The organism is Vibrio glycogenivorans (assembly GCF_051660965.1).
In the GTDB taxonomy this organism is placed as follows: Bacteria; Pseudomonadota; Gammaproteobacteria; order Enterobacterales; family Vibrionaceae; genus Vibrio.
Genome location: NZ_JBPVIS010000015.1, coordinates 1 through 23,314, shown reverse-complemented (window position 1 = coordinate 23,314; position 23,314 = coordinate 1). Strand labels below are relative to the sequence as shown.

The following is a 23,314-nucleotide window of genomic DNA, read 5'->3' as shown; positions in this document are numbered from 1 at the left end:
GTGAACCTCCCTGTTATGCGCTGACTTCACCGAGAAGATAGCCGTGGTTTTGGATGACGTGTTGGATGATTTGCTGTTCTTTTTCCATGCCTTGTGGCAATTCAAACTGATTGCTTTCACCCAACTGGGCGCGATGCACCTCACCATTGACTCTCAACCATAGGTTACTCTCCGCAAGCCAAAAACCTGGGTTGGTACTGGAGTGGAAGTCTTGCTCGAGGTTAAATAAGGTGAACTTATCTTTATAAGGCTTGCTATCCCAAGGGCAGAACTGCGCACAGTTACCACACTCATTACAGTAGGCATCGATATGCATCACTTGCAGCGCGTCTTTAAAGCCTGCAATCGGCAACGAGACATTGGCGCGGTTTGGGCACACATCGACACACTTGCTGCACACATAAGAGCACTCGAGACAGCGAGCACTTTCTTGCTCAGCAAACGCCTGATGCTGCTCTGCCTTTAGATCTTGTGGCTCAATAACATTCACTTCGATCATGCCTTTGCGCTGATAGAGCGCGCTCAGGTCAGTCGTCAGCGCTTTGCCGCTCGTGGCCACTTGCCCAGATGCGGATTCACCCTCACGCGATAGGATTGATTGCGTTGCCTGTCGCGCACCTTGGATTGCCGAGACAATTGAAGAAGGCCCTGTTTTGCTATCGCCAAGTAAGAACACGTTATCAACCTGTGTCTCACCAGTTTGGTTATCTATCACCGGCCAGCCATCAGCCCCTAGGGGAACGCCCATTCGCTCAAGTACTGGGGTATTCGCTTGCTCACCGATGGCCGTGATCACGCTATTGGCTTCGATTGTCATGGTGTCTTGCGTTGCAATCGGACGACGTCGACCCTGCTCATCCGGCTCACCCAGCGTCATCACTCGGGCAACCAGTTGGCCGTCTGCGTCAAAGTGCTCTGGGCTGGCAAGGAAGATAAACTCAACCCCATCCTCGAGCGCCTCAAGGTACTCTTCCTTGTAGGCTGGCATTTCTGCCTCGGTTCGGCGATAAACCACCGTCACTTTCTCGACACCCTCGACCTTGAGCGCCGCGCGTGCGCTGTCCATCGCAGTGTTTCCGGCGCCAATCACCACGACGTTTTTACCCAGATTGGGCACTTGATTGCGGTTAAAATTTCGTAAGAAATCCAGTGACTTGTAGACCTTTGAATTATCGCCAGCGAGTGACATCGGGTTGCCTTTATCGGCGCCGATACCCAAACAGATGTATTTAAAGCCGCTTTGCTTAAGGGCCTCAACCGTGATGTCCGCGCTGGCCCCATACTCAATCTGCACGCCATGGTCTTGAACAAACTGGATATCGTGCTCAATCGCCGCCGCCGGAATACGGAACTCGGGAATGATGTGTTTGACCACGCCGCCCGCGCTGCGCTCTTTCTCAAAAATCGTCACAGGGTAACCTGCTCGGGCCATAAAGTAGCCTGCCGATAGTCCTGCTGGACCTGCGCCTATCACGGCAACCGCTGGCTTGTCTGAATCAACGCCCGGTTGGTGCCATTTGTCACGATAACCCTGCCAGCCCTGCTCCAAGGCGATCTTTTTCATCTCGCGAATATTGACTGCCCCTTCGTAATCACGGCGCGTGCAGTTGTATTGGCACTGATGATCACAAATATGCCCGGTAATCGAAGGCAGCGCATTGCGCGCATAGATAAGCTCAAGCGCCTCTACATAGCGCTGCTCTCCCACCAAGCGAACATACTCCGGGATATCTTGACTGATTGGACAAGCTGCGACACACGGAGCCACGCTGCAATCGGTCAACGGAACCGCTTTATCTATCTGGATTTCTTCCGGTCCACGCCACTCTTTTTGCACGTAATCGGCGCTTAAGGCCTTAGTCGCGAGTTGTTCGAGCTTATCGACATCGACACAGCTGTTATGCCAATCTTGGCTGTTGTCTAACTCTTGTGCGCATCCCGCTAAACGCAGGTAACCGCCAGGCTTAAGCAAGTCCGTCGCCATAGTGATTGGACGAATACCGGTGGCAAAAATTTCTCGAATATTAAACTTGCTGGCCCCGCCGGAGTACGAGATAGGCAGCTGACCGTCAAACTCTTTCGACAGCTCGAGCGCTACGTTTATCGACAGCGGAAACAGCGCACGGCCCGACATGTACATCTCTTTGTCTGGCAGGCGACCTTTATTGTTTAAGGTGCCCAAGGTATTGGTTAGCTTGACGCCAAAGCCAAGTCCTTTGTCTTTACCTAACGCAAAGAGACGATGCAGCATCGCTTTGGCATCGTCCATCTGCAGGTCATGGAGGAACGCCTCTTCACTCAGAGCAATATAATCAAAGCCTGCCTGATCGAGAATATGACGCACCCTCTGGTAGCCAAGCAGGGTTGGATTGAGCTTGACGTAGGTATTTATGCCTTTTTCTTCCAGCATATAGCGACAGATGGATTCAATCTCATCCGATGGGCAGCCGTGCAAGGTAGACAGCGTCACCCCTTGAGTCACTTGAGCAGGCACCTGTTCGACGAGTGCTGACAGTGTCGCGCGATCCCAATCATCAAGCAGCTCACTGTGTTGGACAAACGCCTTAAGCTCTTGTTGATATTGAACAAACTTAGGATGACGTGAGGCATCGAGCATATTGTCGATGTATTCCTGCATCGGCGCCGTCTTGATCCCCTCAAGGTCATAGCCAACACTGATGTTAAACACGAACGACTTATCGTCACCAGGCTGCTTGTGAGTAAACACGCCCTCGAGCAAGTGCAGAGCAAACCAAGCCTTGAGGTACTCATCAAAAGCTTTAGGCAGGGTAAATTCCGTCGACCACTCAGTATTAAAACACTCATCCTCGGCATCAATACACGGCTTAGCAATCTCAAGCTGATCTAGTTTTTGTACCGTTTTGAGCTCGATAAACCGGCCACCTGCTAGCCAAGAGGCGATGATATTTTGGCTCAGCTGGGTATGTGGACCAGCTGCGGGTCCCACGGGGGTAGCGCACTGCTCGCCCCATACGCTAAAGTCACGCGCTTGAGGCTGCCTATAAAACTGTTTGGCTGGAATGCCAAAGATGGATTGGCTTTGTTTAAACTCGCCAAACACGCGTTCGAGCAGTTCGCTAAACGGAATCTGACGCATAATATCGCCCATAATCACTCTCCTAAGATACGGTGCTTTGCTTGATTTCTCAGTCGGTGACTGGGTAAACCAAGAGGAATGTACTTAGTAGAGCAAGTGACGCGCCAAAAGAGGCCTAAGTCGATATTTCGCCACTAGAACAGAATATTTTCGTGCGTGATGGCTAATTATTCACATAAAAAACTAATAAATCTCCCATTAATAACTCACTATTCGCATTGTGCTTTAGACGGCCATCAAGGTTAATGGGTTGCTATCGCCAACTATCACTATCAGAATAATAGTGCACTATCACTTTGATAGCTCTCATCTGTGATAGCTATCATTGATAAGAATAAGCAGATTGAATGGTTCTGTTTTACTCGTTCTCTCTCACTACGCCGCGCGATAGACATAATTTTCATTTCGCCTGCTGAAGCAGCATTTGATAATCATCGGGGGTGTCAACATCAAAGTAGATGCTTGGTTGGTCAAGATTTAAGAACGTCATTGGGTAGGGCTTTAGCAGCGGCTTCATTGCCTGATGCTCGGCACTGCTGATGATCCTTTTTGCCAGTGGGGTTGAGATCAATACTGGGTGCCCACCTTGCGCAGTAGTGCCGGGAAACACGCTGCCCGGGCCTCTTGCCGCCCACAGCTGACGATAAGTTTGCGCCTCAATACACGGCATATCGGCATGAGCAACAAAAAAGTGCTCGCTGCGAACATGCTCAAGCCCAGCCTTAATCGATGACAGCATGCCTTGACGGTAATTAGGATTGCAGACAATTTTAACCTTGGGTTGATATTGAAAGCGTTCAATCATTTCATCCGCGCGATGACCTACCACCAAAATAACTCTAGAGCACACCTTTAATGCATTACTGACGCTTAATTCAACCAGGGTGGTATTTTTATACGCCAGCATTAGTTTCCATTTACCCATTCGACTTGATAATCCCGCCGCGGGTATTATACAGTCGACATTGGGTTGAGTGTTATTTGTTGGCATTCCCTGCCCCTTTTTTAATTAGCTCTAGGTTGTGAACTAGCATAATGCATCAAAGTCACCCAGGTGAAAACCTCGCGCCCACCAATAACAGTAAGTCTATGCGCGCCGCTTATCGTGCGCTCAAGCGCCTCATCACAGCAACGCATCGAACGTGGTTAATCTCGATTGTTGGCGGCGGCGGTAAAACCCATCTGGTCTTTGCCCTTGCCAAGCACTTTCAGCAGCAGGGAAAACGTGTTGCGGTGACCACCACCACCAAGATGTATTTGCCACATCAAGCCCAGGTGGACGTTATCAGCCAGTGGCGTGATGGCGGCCAACTTGACCATGGAGAGGGTATTTATTTTCTCTACCAAGAGCAGCTAGTGGATAGCCAAACGCAAGACCGACCCAAAGTGCGTGGACTGTCTCTCACCCAGCTCGATAGGCTGTGTGATTCACACCAGTTTGATGTCGTGATTGTTGAGGCCGATGGCGCTAAACATAAGCCGCTCAAAGCACCAGCCGAGCATGAGCCCTGTCTGTCACATCATTCTGATGCGGTATTAGCAGTCACGGGGGCAGAAAGCCTGCTTGCGCCAGCCATGCCCAGCCAAATCCATCGCTGGAGCCAGTTTCAAACCATTACTCATTGCCAACCAGGAGAGTTAATCGGCGAGCAGCACCTGAAACGACTAATACACCACCGGCAAGGGATGTTTAAGTCCGCTCCTGAGGGCGCAATCAAAATATGGATCATCAACAAACTTGACCAATGTGCCAATTCAACCGCGCTGCTGTCGATGGCAAAAAGCCTTTATGTCGATACGCCGTGGCTTAATGATGTATGGCTTTGCCAGCTTAATACCGGCGAGCCACTGCATGACCAACTCACTCCACTCTCTTGGCCCGCGAGCCTGGATAGGATTTAACCTAATAAGGTAGCAAGGATGCAAAATTCTCCCCAACCCACCCGACCTCATCACTCCCCGCTGTGCGATCAGCTGGTGGTGATCCGCGGCGCAGGTGATATCGCCACGGGTGTGGCCGTCAAACTGCATAACTGTGGTTTCCCGGTAATAATGACCGAGATTGCCCAGCCGACCATGATCCGCTGCAGTGTCTCTCTCGGCCAGTGCTTATACGATGGCGTGACCGAAGTCGAAACAGTCACCGCAGTTAAAGTCACCGACAGCCAATCAGCTCTTGAAGCACTCGCCAAAGGGCGAATTGCGGTCCTAGTTGACCCACACTTGACGCTATCTCAAACGCTGAAGCCCCACTATGTTATCGATGCGATATTAGCCAAGCGCAATCTCGGTCTTACACGCAGCCATGCGCCAATTACCATTGCACTGGGCCCGGGCTTTCACGCCGGCAAGGATTGCGATGCGGTGATTGAGACCAATCGCGGCCACTATTTGGGTCGGATCATCTATCAAGGCCCTAGCCAAGCGAACACGGGCGTACCAGGCACAATTGCCGGCTTTAGCCATGAAAGGGTTATGCGCGCGCCTTGTGATGGCATCATGCGCGGCTTGGTTAAATTAGGTGACGTTGTCACTCAAGGTGCTACAATTGCGATGATTGACGATACTCCAGTAGCGGCGCCACTATCTGGGATGGTGCGTGGCCTGCTTAATAGTGGCTTAAGCGTGACCCAAGGCTTGAAGATTGGTGATATCGACCCGAGGGGAGAAAAAGCCGATCACACCACGATATCCGACAAAGCGCGTGCCATCGGCGGCGGAGTTTTAGAAGCGATGTTGCACTTGGACCGCCATCGTACCTGATGGCCTAAGCAACATTTTGCCGCCAAGGAAAATGCCGTCAAAACTTGAGCAGCTTTGACGGCATTGATCTTTTGGTGAGACAGCCCGGTTACTCCGTGGCCGCAACAGTGGTCGCCGTGAATTCGGTTGGGGCAACGGCGGTTGGCGCAACGAACCTTTGGCGGGGTAGAAACCGACCTTGACCCGCTTCACCGACAAATTCCCCATGCCAGGCAACCACTGCACCACGACTTAAAGTTACCACCGGCCAGCCTTGCACCTTTTGGCCCTCAAAAGGCGTGTAATCGCTATTATCGAGCAGCAGCTCATGGCGTAATGTCGTAACCGCAGACGGGTCAAAGATCACCACATCCGCGTCCGAGCCCGGTTGTAAAGTGCCCTTCTGCGGATAAAGGCCAAACAATTTGGCCGGCATGGTGCAGTTCTGGCGCACGAACTCGCTTGGCGACATTCGCCCATTCATCACCCCATGGGAAAACATCAGCGGCATCCGCGCCGCCACGCCTGGTAGACCATTCGGACAGCGGGTAAAGTCATCGGCGCCGAGTTGTTTCTGCTCGTGGTAGGTAAACGCGCAGTGATCGGTGGCTACGGTATCAATACTGCCATCGATTAACCCCTGCCAAAGCTTATCTTGCTCAGCTTTCGGTCGAAGTGGCGGACTGAGAATATATTTAAGCGCATCTGCTCGCTCATAGTACGAATCATCGAGCAGCAAGTATTGTGGGCAGGTTTCGACGTAAACCGGTTGGTTATTACTGCGGGCAAGGCGCGCATAGTCGAGCCCAAGTCCATTGGATAAATGAACAATGTACAAAGGCGCATTATCGGCCAGTTTGGCCAAGTTAATCATCCGGCCGATGGCTTCAACCTCACACTCCAATGGACGACTGATCGCATGATAGCGCGCACTGGTTTTCCCCTCGGCAAGTAAGCGTTCGCGCTCTAGGGTGATCACCGCATCATTTTCCGGGTGAACGGTGGTTAACGCGCCCACTCGGCGCAGCTCTTGAAGCGCTTGAAACGCCGCTTGGTCGTCAAGTTTGTAGCCGTAGGTCAGATACAATTTGAAGCTTGAGATCCCCTCACGCTCCACCATTGGCGCCATCTGAGACAATATCTTGTCGTCGATATGCTGAATCACACCATGAAAGCCATAATCGATCACCGCATTCGCTTTAGCGTACTGCTTATAGACCTTCAATTGATGAAACAGATCGCAGCCCTTTGGCCCAAAACCCATATGGTCAATGATCGTGGTGGTGCCCCCCATCGCTGCGGAGCGGGTGCCGGTAAAGAAATCGTCGCAGCTGCGGCTGATCCCGACATCAATGTTGAGGTGGGTATGTACATCAATGCCTCCAGGCATCACATAGTGCCCATTGGCATCGATCACGCAGCACCCTTCGCTATCAATTGATGGACTGACTTGGGCAATTTTTCCATCCAGGATCAACACATCGGCTTGTCGCTGTGAGTCTGCTTCAACGACTAAACCATTGCGGATCAGCAGGGGCTTGTCTGCCCCTTGCCTGCCCGCTAGCTTGACTTGGTGTGATTTAAGGCATTCTTGTGTGTGCATCGCTGCGCCTCTCATTATGATAATTAGGTGTAAACAACCTAGCTCAAACCAGTAATACGCTTAATTGCTTGGGTATTTGCCATGCCAAACCACATCTCGATAATGAGCCGGGTCAGTATCGCCCTCAGAGCTGATCACCAACACGACCGAGTCTTTATCAAGCCCTAGCGCGGTTTTTAGCGATTCTCTCTCGGCACTGAAATGAACGCCAGCCAACAGACCCGCACCAATAGCACCCGACTCACCTGAAATCACTCTCGGATCGCCACTAAGTGGGTTAGCTAAAACGCGCATGCCAAGTGCCGCTAAGGTATCTGGGCTAGAAACAAAGTGGGTCGCACAATCGCGTAAAACCTGCCAGCCAAGCGGGTTAGGCTCACCACACGCCAAGCCAACCATAATCGTCTCAAGGTCGCCGTCGACGTTCACGACCTCGCCGCTCGCTGAGCAACCTGAGCGGTAAATACAATCCGCGTTAGTCGGCTCAATAATCACTGCGTTCAATCCATCATCGGCAAATGCCTGCGCCAGATAGCCGAGCACGCCGCCAGCCATTGCGCCCACGCCCGCCTGCAAGATAACGTGGGTTGGTTTTTGCAACTGCTCTGCTTGGATTTGCTCAACCACCTCTGCGGCAAGTGTGCTGTAGCCCTGCATAATCCAGGTTGGGATCTCGGTATAGCCTTCCCAAGCCGTGTCTTGGACCACTTTCCAGCCGCGCTCTCTTGCTGTTTCCACCACAAAGCGCACCGTATCGTCGTAGTTCATATCGGTAACGATGCACTCCGCCCCCAGTGCGCGAATGTTGTTCACACGCTCATCGGCCGCGCCCTTTGGCATGTACACCACCGCATTTTGCCCAAGCTGCTTTGCCGCCCAAGCTACGCCACGACCATGATTGCCATCGGTCGCGGTGGCAAAGGTCATCTTGTGACTGATTTTTTTATTCAGCTCAGCGAAATCAAACTGGCTAATATCAAGCTGATACTCTTGGCACAGTAAGCGTGCGATGGCGTAGACGCCGCCAAGCATTTTGAAGGCGTTCAAGCCAAAACGGTAGGACTCATCCTTGACCAAGATGTTTTTCAGGCCAAACTCCTGAGCAAGTTGCGTCAGCGAATGCAGCGGCGTCGGCTGATAGCCATCCAAGCGCTGGTGGAACGTGCGCGCTTTGTCGCCCTCTGCCACGGAAAATCGACTCGATAGCTGGCCGGTATAATGCTGGTTGGCTTCAATGTGAAACGTCTGGTTACTCACGATAATCCCTCATAATATTGGTAAGTCAAACAATAAGATACAACTTGCATGCCAACCTTGATCCCTATGCCCAGACAAGCACTGAAGCGCGAATACTGAGCCGTTTGACTCTCAAAGTGAACGTCATGCCACCAAAGTGATAGTCAGTAACTCTCACGGACTATCACTTTGATAGTCTCTCGCTTGTCCAGCTTATCTGATTTCTGCGGCTCGCGTAGAGCGACTTGCGTAGCCCAGTACTGCCCAGCAGCCAATTTGTTGCTTTACAAGCCTGTCAGTATCCATAAAATGGAAAAAGTGCTTGAGCATTCAATGCTTTCACAGCACAAGGAATCACAAAACAATGGATTAGTATGTTAAATAGACCAGCCTCCTCCGAGCTAATGGAGATCCAGCCGACCATCATTCGCTTTAGCAAAATGTTGGCGGCGGTGCTCAAAGTCGACGCTGAAGTCGTTGATGCGGATCTGGTGCGCATCGCTGGCACCGGCCCTTACGCGCAAAAATTTGGCAAGAAGCTCAGTGCCAGCTCGCGCCTGTTTCGCTATATCATCGACACCAAAGAGCAGAAAACGGTCATCAAGACCCAGGCCGATCCACTGTGTGAGGGCTGCGATAGCAAAGATAACTGTAGCGAAACTGCCTTTCTCGGCGTTCCTATTCTCTACGAGCAGCGCTGCATTGGCGTGATTAGCCTGGTCGCCTTTACCCAAGAATCTCAGCAGCGCATCAAGCACAATACTCAGCTCTTTTCCGACTATATCCAACATATCGCTCAGCTACTGGTGGCCAAACTTATCGAAGAGCGCACCCCGCGCAACGGACTCGAAGACGTGTTTATCAACTTGATTGATAATATGGACCAAGGCGTGCTGGTGCTCGATGAAGATTATTACGTCCAATATGGCAACCAGCCAGCGCTGGATAACCTCAACCTCACCAAGCGCGATATTCAGCACACCCCGATCACCATCCGTCCACTCGCGCAATGCAAAAATAGCGTCGAGCAGCAGCAACAGTACATTATCTCTCTTGGCCAACGCGATGAGCTTTTGGTTGGACAAGTCCATGACTCTGAGGGACATAAGCTATTCCTGATGTCCTTCTACCAGCCACACAAACCAATCATCAGCAACGAGAGCAATCTCGTGTTTCAATCGGTGATTGGTGAGAGCGAGATCATGCACAGGCTCAAAACCCTGATCACCCGCATCGCACCAAGCCCATCGAGCGTCCTGATCAATGGTGAAAGCGGCACTGGTAAAGAGGTCATTGCTAATGCGGTGCATAAGCTGAGTGACCGGGCGCAAAACCCCTTTATCGCTATCAACTGCGCGGCCATTCCCGACCAACTGCTTGAGAGTGAGCTGTTTGGCTATACCAAGGGCGCGTTTACCGGCGCTTCAAGTAAGGGACGGGTTGGCTTAATTCAGGCCGCGCACAAGGGCACCCTGTTTCTCGATGAAATTGGCGATATGTCGATGCAGCTGCAAGCTAAATTGCTCAGGGTTCTCGAGGCCCGCGAGGTGATGCCTATCGGCTCTAACTCACCTGTGCCGGTGGATATTCGTGTTATTTCCGCCACCAACCGAAACTTCGAGCAGCTGATCGCCGACAATCAATTCCGTGAGGACTTATATTACCGCCTCAATGTGATCCCACTTTATCTAGCCCCTCTGTCTCAGCGAAGCGGTGACGTGACGCTATTACTCAACCATTTTGTCGAGCTGCACACTCGCAAGCTCGGGGTAATTTATCCAGGCTTTACCCCACAAACCATTGAGTGCTTGACCCAATACGCTTGGCCGGGCAACGTGCGTGAGCTAAGCAACTTGGTTGAGTATCTGGTCAATATCGTGCCCGAGGGCGGGCTAATTGATGTTGATCTGCTGCCGCCGCATTTTTCGGTCAATATTGCCAAGTCGCAAGAAACTGTAGATACAAACAGCCAACAACTGAGCTTGGAAGAGATGGAGAAACGCCAGATTGAAGCGGCGATAGAGAAACTCGGCAACCGTAAATTGGTTGCCGAAGAGCTCGGCATTGGCATTGCGACCTTGTATCGCAAGATAAAAAAATATGGCTTAAGCGAGCGCGCTTAAGCCGCTTGGTGACGTTACTCTGTCACTTTCTCTTTTGGCTGACTGATGATTTGGTACTCTTTGGGGCTGCGATGGAGATCAAAGTTAAAGATATGCTCTTTGATCTCTTTGGTACGCTCAAAGTCACAATCAGCAACAATCAACTCATCGCCTAATGTTTGAGCCTGAGCAACAATCTCGCCAGTCGGCGCAATAATGCAGCTTTCACCTAGCAGGTCGCACCCCTCTTCATTACCGGCCTTGGCACACGCCACCACCCAGCAACCATTTTGATATGCTGCTGATTGCATCACCACATGGTTATGGAACGATTGCAGGTGATCATGCTGCGGCACGGGTGGGTAGTGCATCGGCGTATTGTATCCAAGTACGATCATCTCGGCGCCTTGCAGTGCCATTACGCGATAGGTCTCAGGCCAGCGGCGATCGTTACACAGCGCCATACCGACCTTACCGCCCATAAAGTCCCAGGTACCAAAGCCAAGGTTACCAACTTCAAAGTAGCGCTTCTCCAAGTGCTGGAATGGACGCCAAGGCTCGTTTTCCTGATGGCCTGGCAAGTGGATCTTACGATACTTACCGACGACTTGACCTTGTTCATTGACCAGAATTGAAGTGTTGAACTTGCGCATTTCGCCCTGCTCTTGGCACTGCTCAGCGTAGCCTAGATAAAAGCCAATCCCAAGCTCGGCTGCTTTATCAAACAGCGGCTGAGTCTCTTTACTTGGCATGCTCGTCTCATAGAACTGAGCCAATTCGTGCTGATCGTCAAAGAACCAGCGCGGGAAAAAGGTCGTCAGCGCGAGCTCTGGGAACACGACAAAATTGACACCCTTTTCACCCGCCTGCTCAAGCAGATCAACGAGTCGTGCGACAACCAGCTGGCGGCTCTCACTGCGCGCAATTGGGCCTAATTGGGCAACGCCGACTTTTATACTTCTGGACATGCTGCTATCTCCTTACTTTCACATGCAAATTCGAGTACCGTCTCGAGCAGTAGATTCGCTCCCTTGGCAATCTGCTCTGGTGCGGTGTATTCATTAATGTTGTGGCTTATGCCACCTTGGCTTGGAACAAAAATCATCGCGGTTGGACAATGGGGAGCAAACATCTGCGCATCGTGGCCAGCACCTGAGTACATGCGCTGACACGCCTGGCCTTTTGCCTTGGCTAAGGTCTCAATTCGACTGACTAATTGCGGATTAAACGGCACCGGCTCAAAGCGCGCGAGAACCTTGCGCTCGATGGCCAAGCCATGCGCCTTTGCTTGCTCGGTGAGATAATCCAATAGTTGAGTTTCTGCTTGCTTGAGCTGCTGCTCGTCGCAGTTTCTTAAATCAACCGTAAACTTCGCGGTGTGTGGGATCACATTGATAAGGTTGGGTGCAAGCTCTAGCGCCCCAACCGTCGCAAGTTGGGTTGGCGAGATCTCGTTCGCCAGTTGATGAGCAAAGGTCATCACTTTAGCCGCGACAAGCCCGGCATCGTGGCGATAAGCCATGGGTGTGGTTCCCGCGTGGTTGGACACACCCGTCAGGGTAAATTCTTGCCAAGAGATCCCTTGTACTCCCTCGACAATACCAATTTCCATGCCGAGCTCATCCAATACCGGACCTTGCTCGATATGCAGCTCAAGGAACATGGAAACCCACTTGTGAGTCGGGGCAAATTTGTCACTGCCGTTGTAGCCAATACGTTTAAGTTCATCGGCAACCACGGCGCCATCAATGCCTTGGGTTTGCAGCGCAACATCGAGCGAAAGTGCACTCGTAAACACACCACTGCCCATCATGTCCGGAGCGAAGCGAGAGCCCTCTTCATTGGTAAAAAAGCCCACCGCAATCGGACGAGTTGGCGTAATGCCCGACTCTATCAGTGTTTCAATCACCTCAATTCCGGCCAGCACACCAAGATTGCCGTCAAACAAACCCGCAGTAGACACCGTATCGATGTGCGATCCCATCATAATACACGGCGCATCACTCTCACCGGCCAGCACACCAACCACATTACCAATCGCATCAACCTTGACCTTCAAGCCTAGCTGCTGCATCCAACCCACCACAAGATCGCGCCCAAGCTTATCAGCATCGGTCAGTGCCAAACGGCTGACACCGCCACCCTCAAGCGCGCCAATCTCGCCAAGCTGCTCTAGTCGCGCCTGCAGTCGATCACAATTAATCGTTATCCCTTGCTCACTCACCTTACACCTTCCTTGTCTCTATGAAATCATAGTATCAATAATCATGATGCTAAAATTATATTTTCAATAATTCAAGCCTTTCTTGAAAATTGATTTTCATTTAGTATCTATACAAAACAAGATTTTCAACCCTGTGGAGTTGTTCGTGAGCCAAGTGAAAAAAACCGATCTGTTGGATGCCCGCATCCGCCAACACTATGAATCGATCCCACCATCAGAGAAGCCCCTTGCCGATCTATTGCTCACGTTTCCCGGTGACATCACCGACTACTCGGCCACAGAATTGTGCGAAAAAGCCAATACCTCAAAGGCGGCCGCATCGCGATTTTTTAGTCGAATTGGCTATAAGGATTTTAACGATGCACGGCTGCAGGCTCGGGAAGCCAAAAAATGGGGGGCACCGCTGTATCAAAGCTCGAGTCAGTACCAAACGGAGCCGGGCACCTCTGACACTAGCGCGGAGATCAGCGAGCACATCCTGACCGAACAGGCCAATCTGGCGAGAACACTGGAGAGTATTAACAGTGATGATTTAACCCAGATAGCGCATGAGCTAACAAACGCAAAACGCGTGCGAGTCATTGGCTATCGAAATAATCACTTTTTAGCCAGTTACTTTAGCCACCAACTGTCACTGGTGCGCAGCGACGTGACACTGCACCCACAAGCCAATCAAACCATCGCTGAAGAGCTGTTTGACCTGAGCCAAGATGATTTGCTGGTGGTTTTCGGTGTTAGACGCAGAACCCCGTTATTAGAGAACGTGCTGAAACTGGCTAAAAGTAAGGATTGTAAGACACTGCTGATCGCCGACCCCACTGCAAATGCACTTTATAAATACGCGACATGGAAAATCGATACCATAGTGCATAGCACCTCAACCTTTGACTCTTATACCTGTGTTATGAGCGCCATTACGCTGCTTGTTAATCGTGTGATAGCGGATAACTCAGAGTACATCGAGCGATTGTCGGCGATTGAGTCGGCGCATGAGGTACTTGGGGAGCTTGATTCGGTTTGATTATCCGTAGATTAATGACGTTCGCATGGTTTCACGAATTTAGCCTATGAGGACACTATAGGAGGGCTCAATCTTTCGATAGACCAGAAGGTGTTTTGTGGACGCCCCTAGTCCTGTTTAGTTAGATGAGCGGGACTCAGAATGTAAGTTTGACATATTCACACCTTAATTTTTGCTGCGCGTGCTTAATATCAAAATCGACATACCCAATAGAAACACGATCGACGAGTGAGCGGCATGAAATAGTAATTCGCTTCGTTCTGCCCCAGTAAATAAAGCAAACCAAAACAGTGGGCAGAATAAGCCGAGCAAGGCAATCATTCTTCCTGTACGCGCCTGCTGAGACAAGTCCCCTCCCTTAACCAATACAACCAATACCTTCACCAAATGGCTATAGGCACATAAACTGGCTAGTTTCTTTAAAAGAACGTTTCCTCCTTGTATCTAAATTCCTAACTTTAACTTTGACGAATTCCTATCTAATCACATTCAAAATGTTAAGCAACTAATTGACTACCTTACTGCGACATACCCAGTAAAGTTAAGTCAAATCAGGCCATACAAAAAAGATCGGCGTATCTACACGAAACAAGGCGGTAACAGGTATTATCATCTAAGCTAACTTGCAGTACTACAGTGACACCATCTCCGTCTAATTCTAGATCTGACTTAAAATGCCTTGAATTAAGCCCCATCCTGATTCACTCAACAACCAAAGAAAAATGCCGATGTTTAGTATAATCGTACACCAAAGAATAAACTTGAAGGGCTGTTTCTTTGATTTGTGTCGTAATACAAACTGAGCCAACAGTGCACCCGGCCAACCACCCAGCAAAGAAAGCATGTGCAGCGTATTTTCTGACGTTCGCCAATTTCCGCGTTGTGCGGCTTGCTTATCCCAAGCGAACATCAAGTAAGTGAAAATACTCATGAAAAGATACAATGGGATCAAGAGTAGCTGACCATTGAACAAAACTACTGATGCTGTTGCTGCAACCAAAAAGCTAGAACCAAACAAGACCGAAAATGGGAATCGTTCAACACCTTGAACCACCACGTTTTTTGCATTGAAACGTCCCTTAGTATCTCTGGTCACATCGTAGCTTACACTATCCTTTAGCTTTGGTCGGTAGCCGCGATTTTGTACTGACGAAATATGGAAAAACACCCTCGTTTCACCATCTAAAGAACGAATAAATCCATAACCCTTATTGTCATTCCATTGAACTACTTTGCCTTGCATTATGTTCCTTCGCTTATTGTGCTATCTATTAGCAGCACTACCACAAATGTATACCACCTCCGACGTACTTACATGCTTAACGAGCTAAATTTGTCTCACTATCACGATTAGATTAGTTATCTTGTTAGTTTTTGGGTTACTTGCCTTGTGAGCACTCACGCAAGCTCAGCCGAAATAGAACAAGAATAACGATCATGTAATTCTGTAATTTTCTGAACATCCGGATGCACTTTTTCTGAACCAAATGATGCTAAATATTTTGTTACAGCATTATTTACAGAAGACGCTTTGTATTTACTCAGCCACTGTTGAAATTCTAGTTGTTCTTTCTCACTCTCGCGGGGGTAGCGACTAGATGGTCTGTCAACAGCTACCCTCCAGGGTTTTGGGCTAAGTCGTGCGCGAAAACACTCTTGTTGCTGACATAAGCGCATATATAACGGGTCTACATTCAAATCAGTAAACATTTCTCTAACAATAGATTCTTGCGGTGAGAATGTTCGGTTTGTCACAATAAATCGAAGACCTGAGTGTGTTTCATACACTTTGAAAGATAAGTCCGGATGGTTTTTCTGATACCTTTCAATGCTCTTCAAGTAATATGCTTTGTCTTTTTGAGGCCTACCAAGTTTTCCTAGCATTCGTTCAATGAAGCTAGATGGTGGCACATCTATATCTCCAAAAAGCACAGAATCAGTGTTTAGGACCGTTGCCCCGTAACTATTACGGCTGAGTATTGCTAGCACTCGACTGTCATTAGACTTAATTTCTTCAATTATTTCTTCTTTGACAAAATCTACCCAGTATTCGTAATCATCTTTCTTGTCGAAATCGCCACCAACAAAAGCTTGCATTGCCGCTAATCTTTTTTCGGCATTTTCCTTTGCTGCTTGTGAACTTTCATTTGATGCACCCCAAACGGATATCACATCTTTCCCAAATACCTTTTCACTAACAGTTACTTCTTGTTTTTCCCAATATTTCGCAAATTTCAAAACTTCCTACCTGAGTGCTAACGCTATCTATGTAGCATACTGCCTCATCATGCCTCGACATGCAATCGCATAATCTAGAGAATTTACCAATAAAAACAGAGTCATACGTACAAAAAATGGTAACAGAACATCTAATATGTTAACGAAGGTCTGCCTAGTTCAAACTAAAAGAAACCTTCAATTGTCATAGAGTTGCGTTTAAACATCTCGTTGGGCACGTGTTACTTTCATTCTTCGATGAGGTCTTGGTTTTTCGACTCAAAAGTAATCGCACCATTAGTTCGGCCATGAACTCTTGCTAACACCCTGATTTCTTGTCCAGATGGATACTGTCGGGCTAAGTCAAACATTGTTCGTCTGTCCAAAGGCCTGCGTTTCTAGGTAGGTCATTTTCATTGTTTTCAGCCTGTTTCTGCTCAAGTGTTTTCTTTGCCTTCGGGACTTTTTCTTACCCAACAAACAACATACTCACTCTTAATGCGTGGTTTTTAGGTCATTATGTGTTACAAATACCCACTATGACCGCATTTAAGGTCATTACACTCACTTGTATTTTCTGCTAACATCATTGTGTAATGAGTGCTTTTTAAGTCATAATGTCAATTTTTACCACATAACGACTGAATTTTAGGTCACAATGATGAAATCGAATATATACGCAATGTCAGATGAAGCGCTAAGTAGTGAGCTTGGCCGTCGAATCGAAAGGCGAAGACTAGATCACCGTTCGTCACTAACTCAAGCGCAGCTTGCGCAAAAGGCCGGGATCAGCCGGTCCACATACCAAAATATGATAGAGGGTAAATCAACCCTGATAAACATCATCAAGGTACTCAGAGTGTTAGATTCATTGGAAGGTATTGACACTTTCCTACCCGATCCCGGGATTAGCCCAGTACAGCTGCTCAAAATGAAAGGGAAAGTACGACAAAGGGTAAAACCACCCTCAACACCAAAGAAACCTAAAGAGGAGGATTTAGATTGGTAGACAAGAAATACAACACAGCAAAAGTCAGTCTGTTTGGAACAGATGTCGGCGCTCTGGCTGAAGATATAACGACCGGAATTGTTAGCTTTGAATATTTCGATGAGTGGCTAAAAGCCGGGTTTGCCATTTCACATAGGCTCCCTCTTGAGGCTGGTACGTTTAGTTTCCCCACTCTGAGTTATCCAACCTATAAAGGCCTACCCGCAGCTTTCGCCGATACTCTACCTGATGATTTTGGTAATGCCGTCATCAATGCTTGGCTTGCGCGCCAAGGCCGAGACCCACAATCTTTCAGTGCATTGGAAAGATTGCTCTATACCGGTTCGCGAGGTATGGGCGCTCTCGAGTATACACCCGCTTTGGCTGACACAAACAAAAAACAAGATCAATCAATTGAGCTCGACTCACTTGTGGCAATGGCACAACTCGTTCTAGACGAACGAAACAACCTAAATGAAACCGTCACCAATGAGCAGGAAGCGCAAGAGGCCTTGACTGGTATCCTTCAAGTCGGTACCTCTGCTGGCGGTGCCAGAGCTAAGGCTGTAATCGCAGTCAACTCAGATCGCACACAAATACGCTCAGGTCAGACAAATTGCCCCAAAGGCTTCGAACATTTCCTCTTAAAATTTGATGGTGTTGTCGAACGCTCGTCCATGAGTGAAGTATTTGGTGACCCTAAGGGCTTCGGTTTAATGGAATATGCCTATTACCTAATGGCCAAAAAAGCCGGTATCAATATCTCACATTGTGAACTCTTAAAAGAAAACGGGCGTGCTCACTTCATGACAAAACGATTTGACCGCGTAGGAAACGAAAAAGTACATTACCAATCTCTATGCGCTATGGATCACGCAGATTTCAAACAACCTGGCGGTTACAGTTATGAAGAGCTATTTACTCTATTACGCTCACTGAGACTTGATCGACTATCCGCTCTTGAAGTGTTTAGACGCATGGCTTTTAATGTGATTGCCCGCAACCACGATGACCACACCAAAAACTGGGGGTTCGTTATCAATAGTGCGAACAAATGGGAGCTCGCACCAGCATTCGACCTAGCGTATAGCTACAAACCGGGCTCACCTTGGGTAGACAGCCATCAAATGTCAATCAACGGTAAGCGAGACAATTTTACCAAACAAGACTTACTGGGAGTGGTACCGCCCTCACTACAAGATGAGGCAGAGGCCATTTTAAGTGAAGTTCACGCCGCCGTGACATCATGGCGAGAAATAGCACAAGACGTGGGTGTCGATCCATCGTTCCTTGACGAAATAGAATCCAACCACAGACTCAACCTACTATGATTGCAATCGCTCCCTCGGGAGCTTTTGTTCTCTACCTGAGTATTCAAAGTATCGATTCAACAAACAAGAGTGACGATATATCAGTATCATTTTTATGACCCAATACTGTGGCGTTGGTAGCGGTAGAGACCGTAATAAGAGACCCTAAATATATGTTTGTCGGTAATATTGGCTGCTGACGCAGCCAAGGTTAGAAATTGCTTATTGAAAGGCTTGGGCTCATAAATGTTAACTCTATTAGCAGAACTCCATTGCATAGATAACTTCTGGACACTTACGGCACTTAAACTTATAAACCGAAGGACTTCCGCCTTTCTGATAGTCCACCAGTATACTTTCCCAAAAATCAAGTTTGATCATCTCTTTCTCTAGAAACGAATCAAGTGCCTCTCCTGCTAATGCCTGTAACTCTTCTTTATCAGCATCTCCGTGAAACTCGCATGCATCGTTACAATGGCTTTGCCATTGCTCTTGTTGCCAAGAGTTATAGCCGGGTGTTCGTTCACAAACTTCTGAAATAACACCTTTACTTAACCCTACATCTATTAATGGGTCATCATCTATATATGTACCGTCAAATTTCTTGGCAGCTGAACCGTCAGCTATGCACCAAGGGCAGATAAATTCAACGTCTTCTTGAGCATATAGGGTTGATGAATAAATATAACCAGTTACTTTTTCACAACACTCGCAAACTTCATCACTAGTATCAATGGATCCTGTAGCTAAAGGATCAGGGTGATATTTAAATATCGGAAGTTTCATTATTTCTCCATAAGTTAACGCTTATTATGTGGCAACTCGCCTCAAAGCATACTAACATTCAATAATATGATTTTGATTTTTACTAATTAAAACAGTACCGTAAGGTCAAAATTGTTAACATGGTACAAAATAAGGTGGTAACAGATAGGTGAAAAACGATGCCATCCAAACCCGTAAATTGAAATAACCAGACTTTATTTCCTAGTCCCTCTACCAACCAAAGTACCGGAATACACATGTAATTGTCGTCTGTATTGATAACGCCGCATTCTAGCGAATACCCTCATTTATCGTCTTCTAAACAAAGAGATAAACGTACATTGCCTTCTCTGATCTAATGATTATCGCCAAACAAACATTCAAACATTCAAACATTCAAACATTCAAACATTCAAACATTCAAACATTCAAACATTCAAACAGAGAGGATAGCAATGTACGATACTCAAATACTGCAGTAACCCTTAGAAAATCAATGCCCCAACATTCACAAAAAAGAGCTATATCTCTTGTACTTGCCACCTAGAGCGTGCTCGACGGCGCTGAGCTCATGCTCACTAAGTTAGGCCGCTCAGTCAGAAACCACGGGCGGTATAAAATATCAGAGATCCAATATCGCTAGGCCTGACTCGAATATCATCGACTGACTTATAACTCTGGACTGGGAAAATAATGAGAGAGTTAATCAGCTCCTTAGTTAATAAGTTAGCACTCAATAACAAGTTGTAATTACAAATTAATCAACTAAATAAACTCTCTCAAAGAATAAGCACTATTTGAACTCAAACAAACTGTAAAACCATGTTCTAATTTAGTGCATTGACACAAAGCAATCTGTAAATTTTAGTGCAGATGCGCTTTATTATTCGCGTAAACACGTAGGAGTTCAACTATCTCTTACCTTCATCATCGGCGTGTACCCATTGTCATCTATAGCTCCAGAATAAAATAACCATCAGTAATGTTTTTTTGGCACTTCACTTGCAAAAGAACGGTTATAAAAATCATATCTTTAAACAACAAAGGAAGTCAGCATGAACAGTAATAATCAATTTTCTCGCCGTGATTTTATCCATAAAATAGCCTTATTAGGTGGAACTGGTGCTGCATTTGCGGCATTAGGAGCATTTAATATTCGTCATGCTTCAGCCTCCGATGCACCCCCAATACTAAAGGGGGGAGACAACGGAAAAACAGTGTTAGTTCTTGGTGCTGGGATTGCCGGACTGACCGCAGCCTATGAGCTCAAAAACAAAGGCTACAACGTTAAAGTGTTAGAAGCCCGAGATTTTGCTGGAGGACGATGTCAAACCGCCCGCAAAGGAACCGTTATCGAAGAGTTAGGTGGTCATCGGCAGGTATGCGACTTCGAATCAGGGCAATACCTAAACCTTGGTCCAATGCGTATCCCTTCTCATCACAAATCTACCCTGTATTACACAAAAAAATTCAATGTACCACTTGAAACCTACATTAACTATAACGAAAACAGTTGGGTATATTTCGAGAATGGTCAAGGTGAATTGAGCGGAAGTAGAGTAAGAATGCGAGAAGTCCTTGCCGATATGCGCGGTTACACGGGTGAATTAATGGCTAAGGCAGTCAATAGTGACTCTCTTGATCTACCATTATCAACTGAAGATCGCCATCTATTTTTGGAATACCTCATCAGTGAAGGGCAGCTTGATAAACAAGACCTCTCCTACAAAGGTTATAGTGGTCGTGGCTATCATACTGACCCTGCAGCCCTCTTAAATTCAGGTGAATACTCTAAACCTCATAAGTTAGACTCTCTGCTCCACTCAAATCTTTGGAAAGTCTCCAAATCGGTAAGTAGCTACTCTCAGCCTAAGACCGTATTCCAGCCCATTGGCGGAATGGACAAAATTGCCCAAGCCTTTGAAGAAAACACCAAGGAACTCATCACCTATAACGCCGAGATTACCAAACTTCGTCAATCTAACGGGAAGGTAAATGTTGACTACAAAAATACCAAAACAGGCTCTGTCGTAAACCTTGAAGCAGACTACTGTGTATGTACTATTCCACTTTCCGTCTTGAAGCAAATCGACACTGATTTCTCTGCAGAATTTAAGCAAGCAATTCAAGCGGTCGCCTACACCCCCACCTGTAAGCTTGGTATCCAAACCTCCCGACGCTTTTGGGAAGAGGACGACGAGATCTATGGTGGCCACTGTCTAAACAATATTGGTTCACCGCGAATTGGAGGTATTACCTACCCTAGTCATGACATGTTTGGCCAAAAAGGCGTGCTCCTCAGCGCCTACAATTACAACGGAGATGCCGCTCAGTTTAGTGCCATGTCACCAGAAAAGCGTTTTGCTCATGCTGTAAAAGAAGGGACAAAAATTCACGGTAAAGCCTATGAACAGCACGCTGAGAAGGCCGCAAGTATCAGCTGGCACCTCACTAAATACAATCTCGGAGGCTGGGCAAGTTGGAGCTCAGAAGGACGAGAAAAATATTACCCAACGCTGTGTGAACCAGAAGGAAACGTATTTTTGGCCGGAGAACATATGAGCTACCTGACTGGTTGGATGGCGGGGGCCATTGAATCGGCATGGGAACAGATTGAAAAAATCGACCAAATTAATCAAGCCGCGGCATAAAAGGAGCGATTGAATATGAAAGTACTATTAATAACCATAATTGGCCTATTGAGCTTTAGTACAAGCGCTAATAATGGCGAAACACTTTATCAACACAAGTGTTCAGCTTGTCATATGGGGAATGGAATGGGAATACCCGGAGCCTTCCCCAACCTCAAAGATAGTCAATTCGTCGCACTGGAAAATGACCAACTGATCGCAACCATAATGGATGGTCGCGGTGGAATGCCTACCTTTAAGAATGAGTTAAGTGACCAAGACTTTGTCGAGGTGATTAGCTACATCAAATCAGCTTGGGGTCCACAAGGAGAGCCGGTCAATACAGAGCAAGTCGCAACAATTAGAAAGCACGGGGCAACTCACACCGCACTCGCGCGCCAAGAATAGCGAATAATTCACAAAGGAAGTGTAAGTAATGAAAGTAACTATGAAATCCATTCTTTTCGCATCAGCAATGTCGTTAAGTCTTCATGCTCAAGCAAGCGGTGTTGAGAGGCACCTTAACGAGGGAAGTACGTTCCCAATTGCTAAGGCTGTCACCCTAAAAGCAGGCACTGATATTGTCTTTCTTAGTGGCACGGTGCCACCAGCTTTTGATACAAATTTCGACAAGGGTACGATTGAATATTTTGGGGATATGGAGCAACAGACGGTAGGCGTGCTCACGAGCATTGAGCATAAGCTCCACTCCCTCGGTCTTGAAATGGCAGATGTCGTTAAAATGCAGGTCTATCTTGTTCCTGATAAAGACACTCAAAAATCGGACTTTGCCGGTTTTATGCGTGGATATACTCAGTTTTTTGGTACTGAAGCACAGCCTAATTTACCCAGCCGCTCTGCATTTAACATCCACAGCTTAGCCAACCCAGGCTGGTTGGTTGAAATTGAGGTTGTTGCTGCTAAAAAAGGTTAGATTGCCATCACCATGAGTTACCCCTGCTTACCTCATCAAAATCTGTCCACGTATTTAGACTTTGATGTGTGTCTCGCCCATGGGCGCTGATATCGAATCAGCGCCCTATTCCGTTCGGTTCTCTTTGAATAGGGCCAGCTTGGGTTAACCGATGAATGTCGTGGGGGACGCCTAGTCTGGCCCTACCTAATTGGTAGGCGGCGGTGAGACCGCAGTAAGAGACCCTCTATATGTGTTTGCCGTAAGCAACGATTAACGGCCGAAATGACAGAGCGAAGTAGATTACCTTGCTGTTCGACTAATTTGACCCTGTAAATAATTCTGTGTAACTGACGGGGTTATTGATATTCAGAGAGTCGTTCTTCGAACATAATCATAAAACGGTTCAGGGCTTGTCGCCAGTTTCTAATGGGCATTGTCCACC

The 23,314-nt window shown here is 47.7% G+C and carries 18 protein-coding genes; 9 read left to right on the top strand and 9 right to left on the bottom strand.

Annotation, left to right across the window (positions count from 1 at the left end; translation table 11 throughout):
- Positions 1-13: 13 nt before the first annotated feature.
- Positions 14-3,130, bottom strand: coding sequence for a putative selenate reductase subunit YgfK (gene ygfK / locus ACSTTG_RS20910; RefSeq protein ID WP_438476136.1), 3,117 nt, complete (start codon positions 3,128-3,130; stop codon positions 14-16).
- 388 nt (positions 3,131-3,518) lie between these two features.
- Positions 3,519-4,109: an NTP transferase domain-containing protein gene (locus ACSTTG_RS20905; protein WP_438476135.1), complete on the bottom strand. Its 591-nt coding sequence runs from the start codon at positions 4,107-4,109 to the stop codon at positions 3,519-3,521.
- Between the two features lie 44 nt (positions 4,110-4,153).
- Between ACSTTG_RS20905 and yqeC the strand changes: the two genes are divergently transcribed.
- Entirely contained in the window at positions 4,154-5,020 is an 867-nt protein-coding gene (yqeC, locus tag ACSTTG_RS20900) for a selenium cofactor biosynthesis protein YqeC (protein WP_438476133.1), read from the top strand.
- Between the two features lie 18 nt (positions 5,021-5,038).
- Positions 5,039-5,881: a selenium-dependent molybdenum cofactor biosynthesis protein YqeB gene (gene yqeB, locus ACSTTG_RS20895; protein ID WP_438476132.1), complete on the top strand. Its 843-nt coding sequence runs from the start codon at positions 5,039-5,041 to the stop codon at positions 5,879-5,881.
- An 88-nt stretch (positions 5,882-5,969) separates the two neighbouring features.
- Here yqeB and hydA read toward each other — a convergent pair whose 3' ends face one another.
- Together hydA and dpaL are read right to left on the bottom strand one after the other, a co-directional pair.
- Entirely contained in the window at positions 5,970-7,463 is a 1,494-nt protein-coding gene (hydA, locus tag ACSTTG_RS20890) for a dihydropyrimidinase (protein WP_438476131.1), read from the bottom strand.
- 60 nt (positions 7,464-7,523) lie between these two features.
- The gene (gene dpaL, locus ACSTTG_RS20885; RefSeq protein WP_438476129.1) at positions 7,524-8,720 is read right to left on the bottom strand and encodes a diaminopropionate ammonia-lyase; all 1,197 of its coding nucleotides are present in this window, start codon (positions 8,718-8,720) and stop codon (positions 7,524-7,526) included.
- 353 nt (positions 8,721-9,073) lie between these two features.
- On the opposite strand from dpaL, the gene ACSTTG_RS20880 reads away from it, so the two are divergent.
- The gene (locus tag ACSTTG_RS20880) at positions 9,074-10,822 is read left to right on the top strand and encodes a sigma 54-interacting transcriptional regulator (RefSeq protein WP_438476127.1); all 1,749 of its coding nucleotides are present in this window, start codon (positions 9,074-9,076) and stop codon (positions 10,820-10,822) included.
- 14 nt (positions 10,823-10,836) lie between these two features.
- On the opposite strand, the gene ACSTTG_RS20875 is transcribed toward ACSTTG_RS20880, so the two are convergent.
- A complete protein-coding gene (locus tag ACSTTG_RS20875; RefSeq protein WP_438476126.1) occupies positions 10,837-11,769 on the bottom strand; it encodes an N-carbamoyl-D-amino-acid hydrolase in 933 nt (310 codons plus the stop codon).
- The gene (locus ACSTTG_RS20870; RefSeq protein WP_438476125.1) at positions 11,754-13,025 is read right to left on the bottom strand and encodes a Zn-dependent hydrolase; all 1,272 of its coding nucleotides are present in this window, start codon (positions 13,023-13,025) and stop codon (positions 11,754-11,756) included. Before ACSTTG_RS20870 ends, ACSTTG_RS20875 begins: the two co-directional genes overlap by 16 nt.
- 145 nt (positions 13,026-13,170) lie before the next feature.
- Here ACSTTG_RS20870 and ACSTTG_RS20865 point away from each other — a divergent pair, with 145 nt between their 5' ends.
- Positions 13,171-14,046, top strand: a complete 876-nt coding sequence (locus tag ACSTTG_RS20865; protein ID WP_438476124.1) for a MurR/RpiR family transcriptional regulator — start codon at positions 13,171-13,173, stop codon at positions 14,044-14,046.
- Positions 14,047-14,704: 658 nt separating this feature from the next.
- Here the strand turns inward: ACSTTG_RS20865 and ACSTTG_RS20860 are convergent.
- Together ACSTTG_RS20860 and ACSTTG_RS20855 are read right to left on the bottom strand one after the other, a co-directional pair.
- The gene (locus ACSTTG_RS20860; protein WP_438476123.1) at positions 14,705-15,289 is read right to left on the bottom strand and encodes a DUF1294 domain-containing protein; all 585 of its coding nucleotides are present in this window, start codon (positions 15,287-15,289) and stop codon (positions 14,705-14,707) included.
- Between the two features lie 155 nt (positions 15,290-15,444).
- Positions 15,445-16,284: a hypothetical protein gene (locus ACSTTG_RS20855; RefSeq protein ID WP_438476122.1), complete on the bottom strand. Its 840-nt coding sequence runs from the start codon at positions 16,282-16,284 to the stop codon at positions 15,445-15,447.
- A 640-nt stretch (positions 16,285-16,924) separates the two neighbouring features.
- Here ACSTTG_RS20855 and ACSTTG_RS20850 point away from each other — a divergent pair.
- Both ACSTTG_RS20850 and ACSTTG_RS20845 read left to right on the top strand, forming a co-directional pair.
- Entirely contained in the window at positions 16,925-17,272 is a 348-nt protein-coding gene (locus tag ACSTTG_RS20850) for a helix-turn-helix transcriptional regulator (protein ID WP_438476120.1), read from the top strand.
- Positions 17,266-18,582 carry a type II toxin-antitoxin system HipA family toxin gene (locus ACSTTG_RS20845; protein WP_438476119.1) on the top strand — a complete coding sequence of 439 codons (1,317 nt, stop codon included), beginning with the start codon at positions 17,266-17,268 and terminating at the stop codon, positions 18,580-18,582. The genes ACSTTG_RS20850 and ACSTTG_RS20845 overlap by 7 nt, the downstream gene beginning before the upstream one ends.
- 237 nt (positions 18,583-18,819) lie before the next feature.
- Here the strand turns inward: ACSTTG_RS20845 and ACSTTG_RS20840 are convergent, their stop codons facing one another.
- Positions 18,820-19,347 (bottom strand): CbrC family protein, encoded by a 528-nt coding sequence (locus ACSTTG_RS20840; RefSeq protein WP_438476117.1) that lies wholly within the window; start codon positions 19,345-19,347, stop codon positions 18,820-18,822.
- A gap of 1,034 nt (positions 19,348-20,381) precedes the next feature.
- On the opposite strand from ACSTTG_RS20840, the gene ACSTTG_RS20835 reads away from it, so the two are divergent.
- The 3 genes from ACSTTG_RS20835 to ACSTTG_RS20825 are packed head-to-tail and all read left to right on the top strand — an operon-like array spanning position 20,382 to position 22,890.
- Entirely contained in the window at positions 20,382-21,977 is a 1,596-nt protein-coding gene (locus tag ACSTTG_RS20835) for a flavin monoamine oxidase family protein (RefSeq protein WP_438476115.1), read from the top strand.
- 15 nt (positions 21,978-21,992) lie between these two features.
- Positions 21,993-22,364: a c-type cytochrome gene (locus ACSTTG_RS20830; protein ID WP_438476114.1), complete on the top strand. Its 372-nt coding sequence runs from the start codon at positions 21,993-21,995 to the stop codon at positions 22,362-22,364.
- Positions 22,365-22,392: 28 nt separating this feature from the next.
- Positions 22,393-22,890, top strand: a complete 498-nt coding sequence (locus tag ACSTTG_RS20825) for a RidA family protein (protein ID WP_438476113.1) — start codon at positions 22,393-22,395, stop codon at positions 22,888-22,890.
- Positions 22,891-23,314: the final 424 nt, after the last annotated feature.

Excerpts from the sequence above, each read along its gene's own strand:
- ACSTTG_RS20860 (WP_438476123.1), bottom strand. The coding sequence starts at position 15,289 with ATGCAAGGCAAAGTAGTTCAATGGAATGACAATAAGGGTTATGGATTT.
- ACSTTG_RS20880 (WP_438476127.1), top strand. The coding sequence starts at position 9,074 with ATGTTAAATAGACCAGCCTCCTCCGAGCTAATGGAGATCCAGCCGACC.
- ACSTTG_RS20905 (WP_438476135.1), bottom strand. The coding sequence starts at position 4,109 with ATGCCAACAAATAACACTCAACCCAATGTCGACTGTATAATACCCGCG.
- ACSTTG_RS20830 (WP_438476114.1), top strand. The coding sequence starts at position 21,993 with ATGAAAGTACTATTAATAACCATAATTGGCCTATTGAGCTTTAGTACA.
- yqeC (WP_438476133.1), top strand. The coding sequence starts at position 4,154 with ATGCATCAAAGTCACCCAGGTGAAAACCTCGCGCCCACCAATAACAGT.
- ygfK (WP_438476136.1), bottom strand. The coding sequence starts at position 3,130 with ATGGGCGATATTATGCGTCAGATTCCGTTTAGCGAACTGCTCGAACGC.
- yqeB (WP_438476132.1), top strand. The coding sequence starts at position 5,039 with ATGCAAAATTCTCCCCAACCCACCCGACCTCATCACTCCCCGCTGTGC.
- ACSTTG_RS20840 (WP_438476117.1), bottom strand. The coding sequence starts at position 19,347 with ATGAAACTTCCGATATTTAAATATCACCCTGATCCTTTAGCTACAGGA.
- ACSTTG_RS20850 (WP_438476120.1), top strand. The coding sequence starts at position 16,925 with ATGAAATCGAATATATACGCAATGTCAGATGAAGCGCTAAGTAGTGAG.
- ACSTTG_RS20825 (WP_438476113.1), top strand. The coding sequence starts at position 22,393 with ATGAAAGTAACTATGAAATCCATTCTTTTCGCATCAGCAATGTCGTTA.
- ACSTTG_RS20875 (WP_438476126.1), bottom strand. The coding sequence starts at position 11,769 with ATGTCCAGAAGTATAAAAGTCGGCGTTGCCCAATTAGGCCCAATTGCG.
- ACSTTG_RS20835 (WP_438476115.1), top strand. The coding sequence starts at position 20,382 with ATGAACAGTAATAATCAATTTTCTCGCCGTGATTTTATCCATAAAATA.
- hydA (WP_438476131.1), bottom strand. The coding sequence starts at position 7,463 with ATGCACACACAAGAATGCCTTAAATCACACCAAGTCAAGCTAGCGGGC.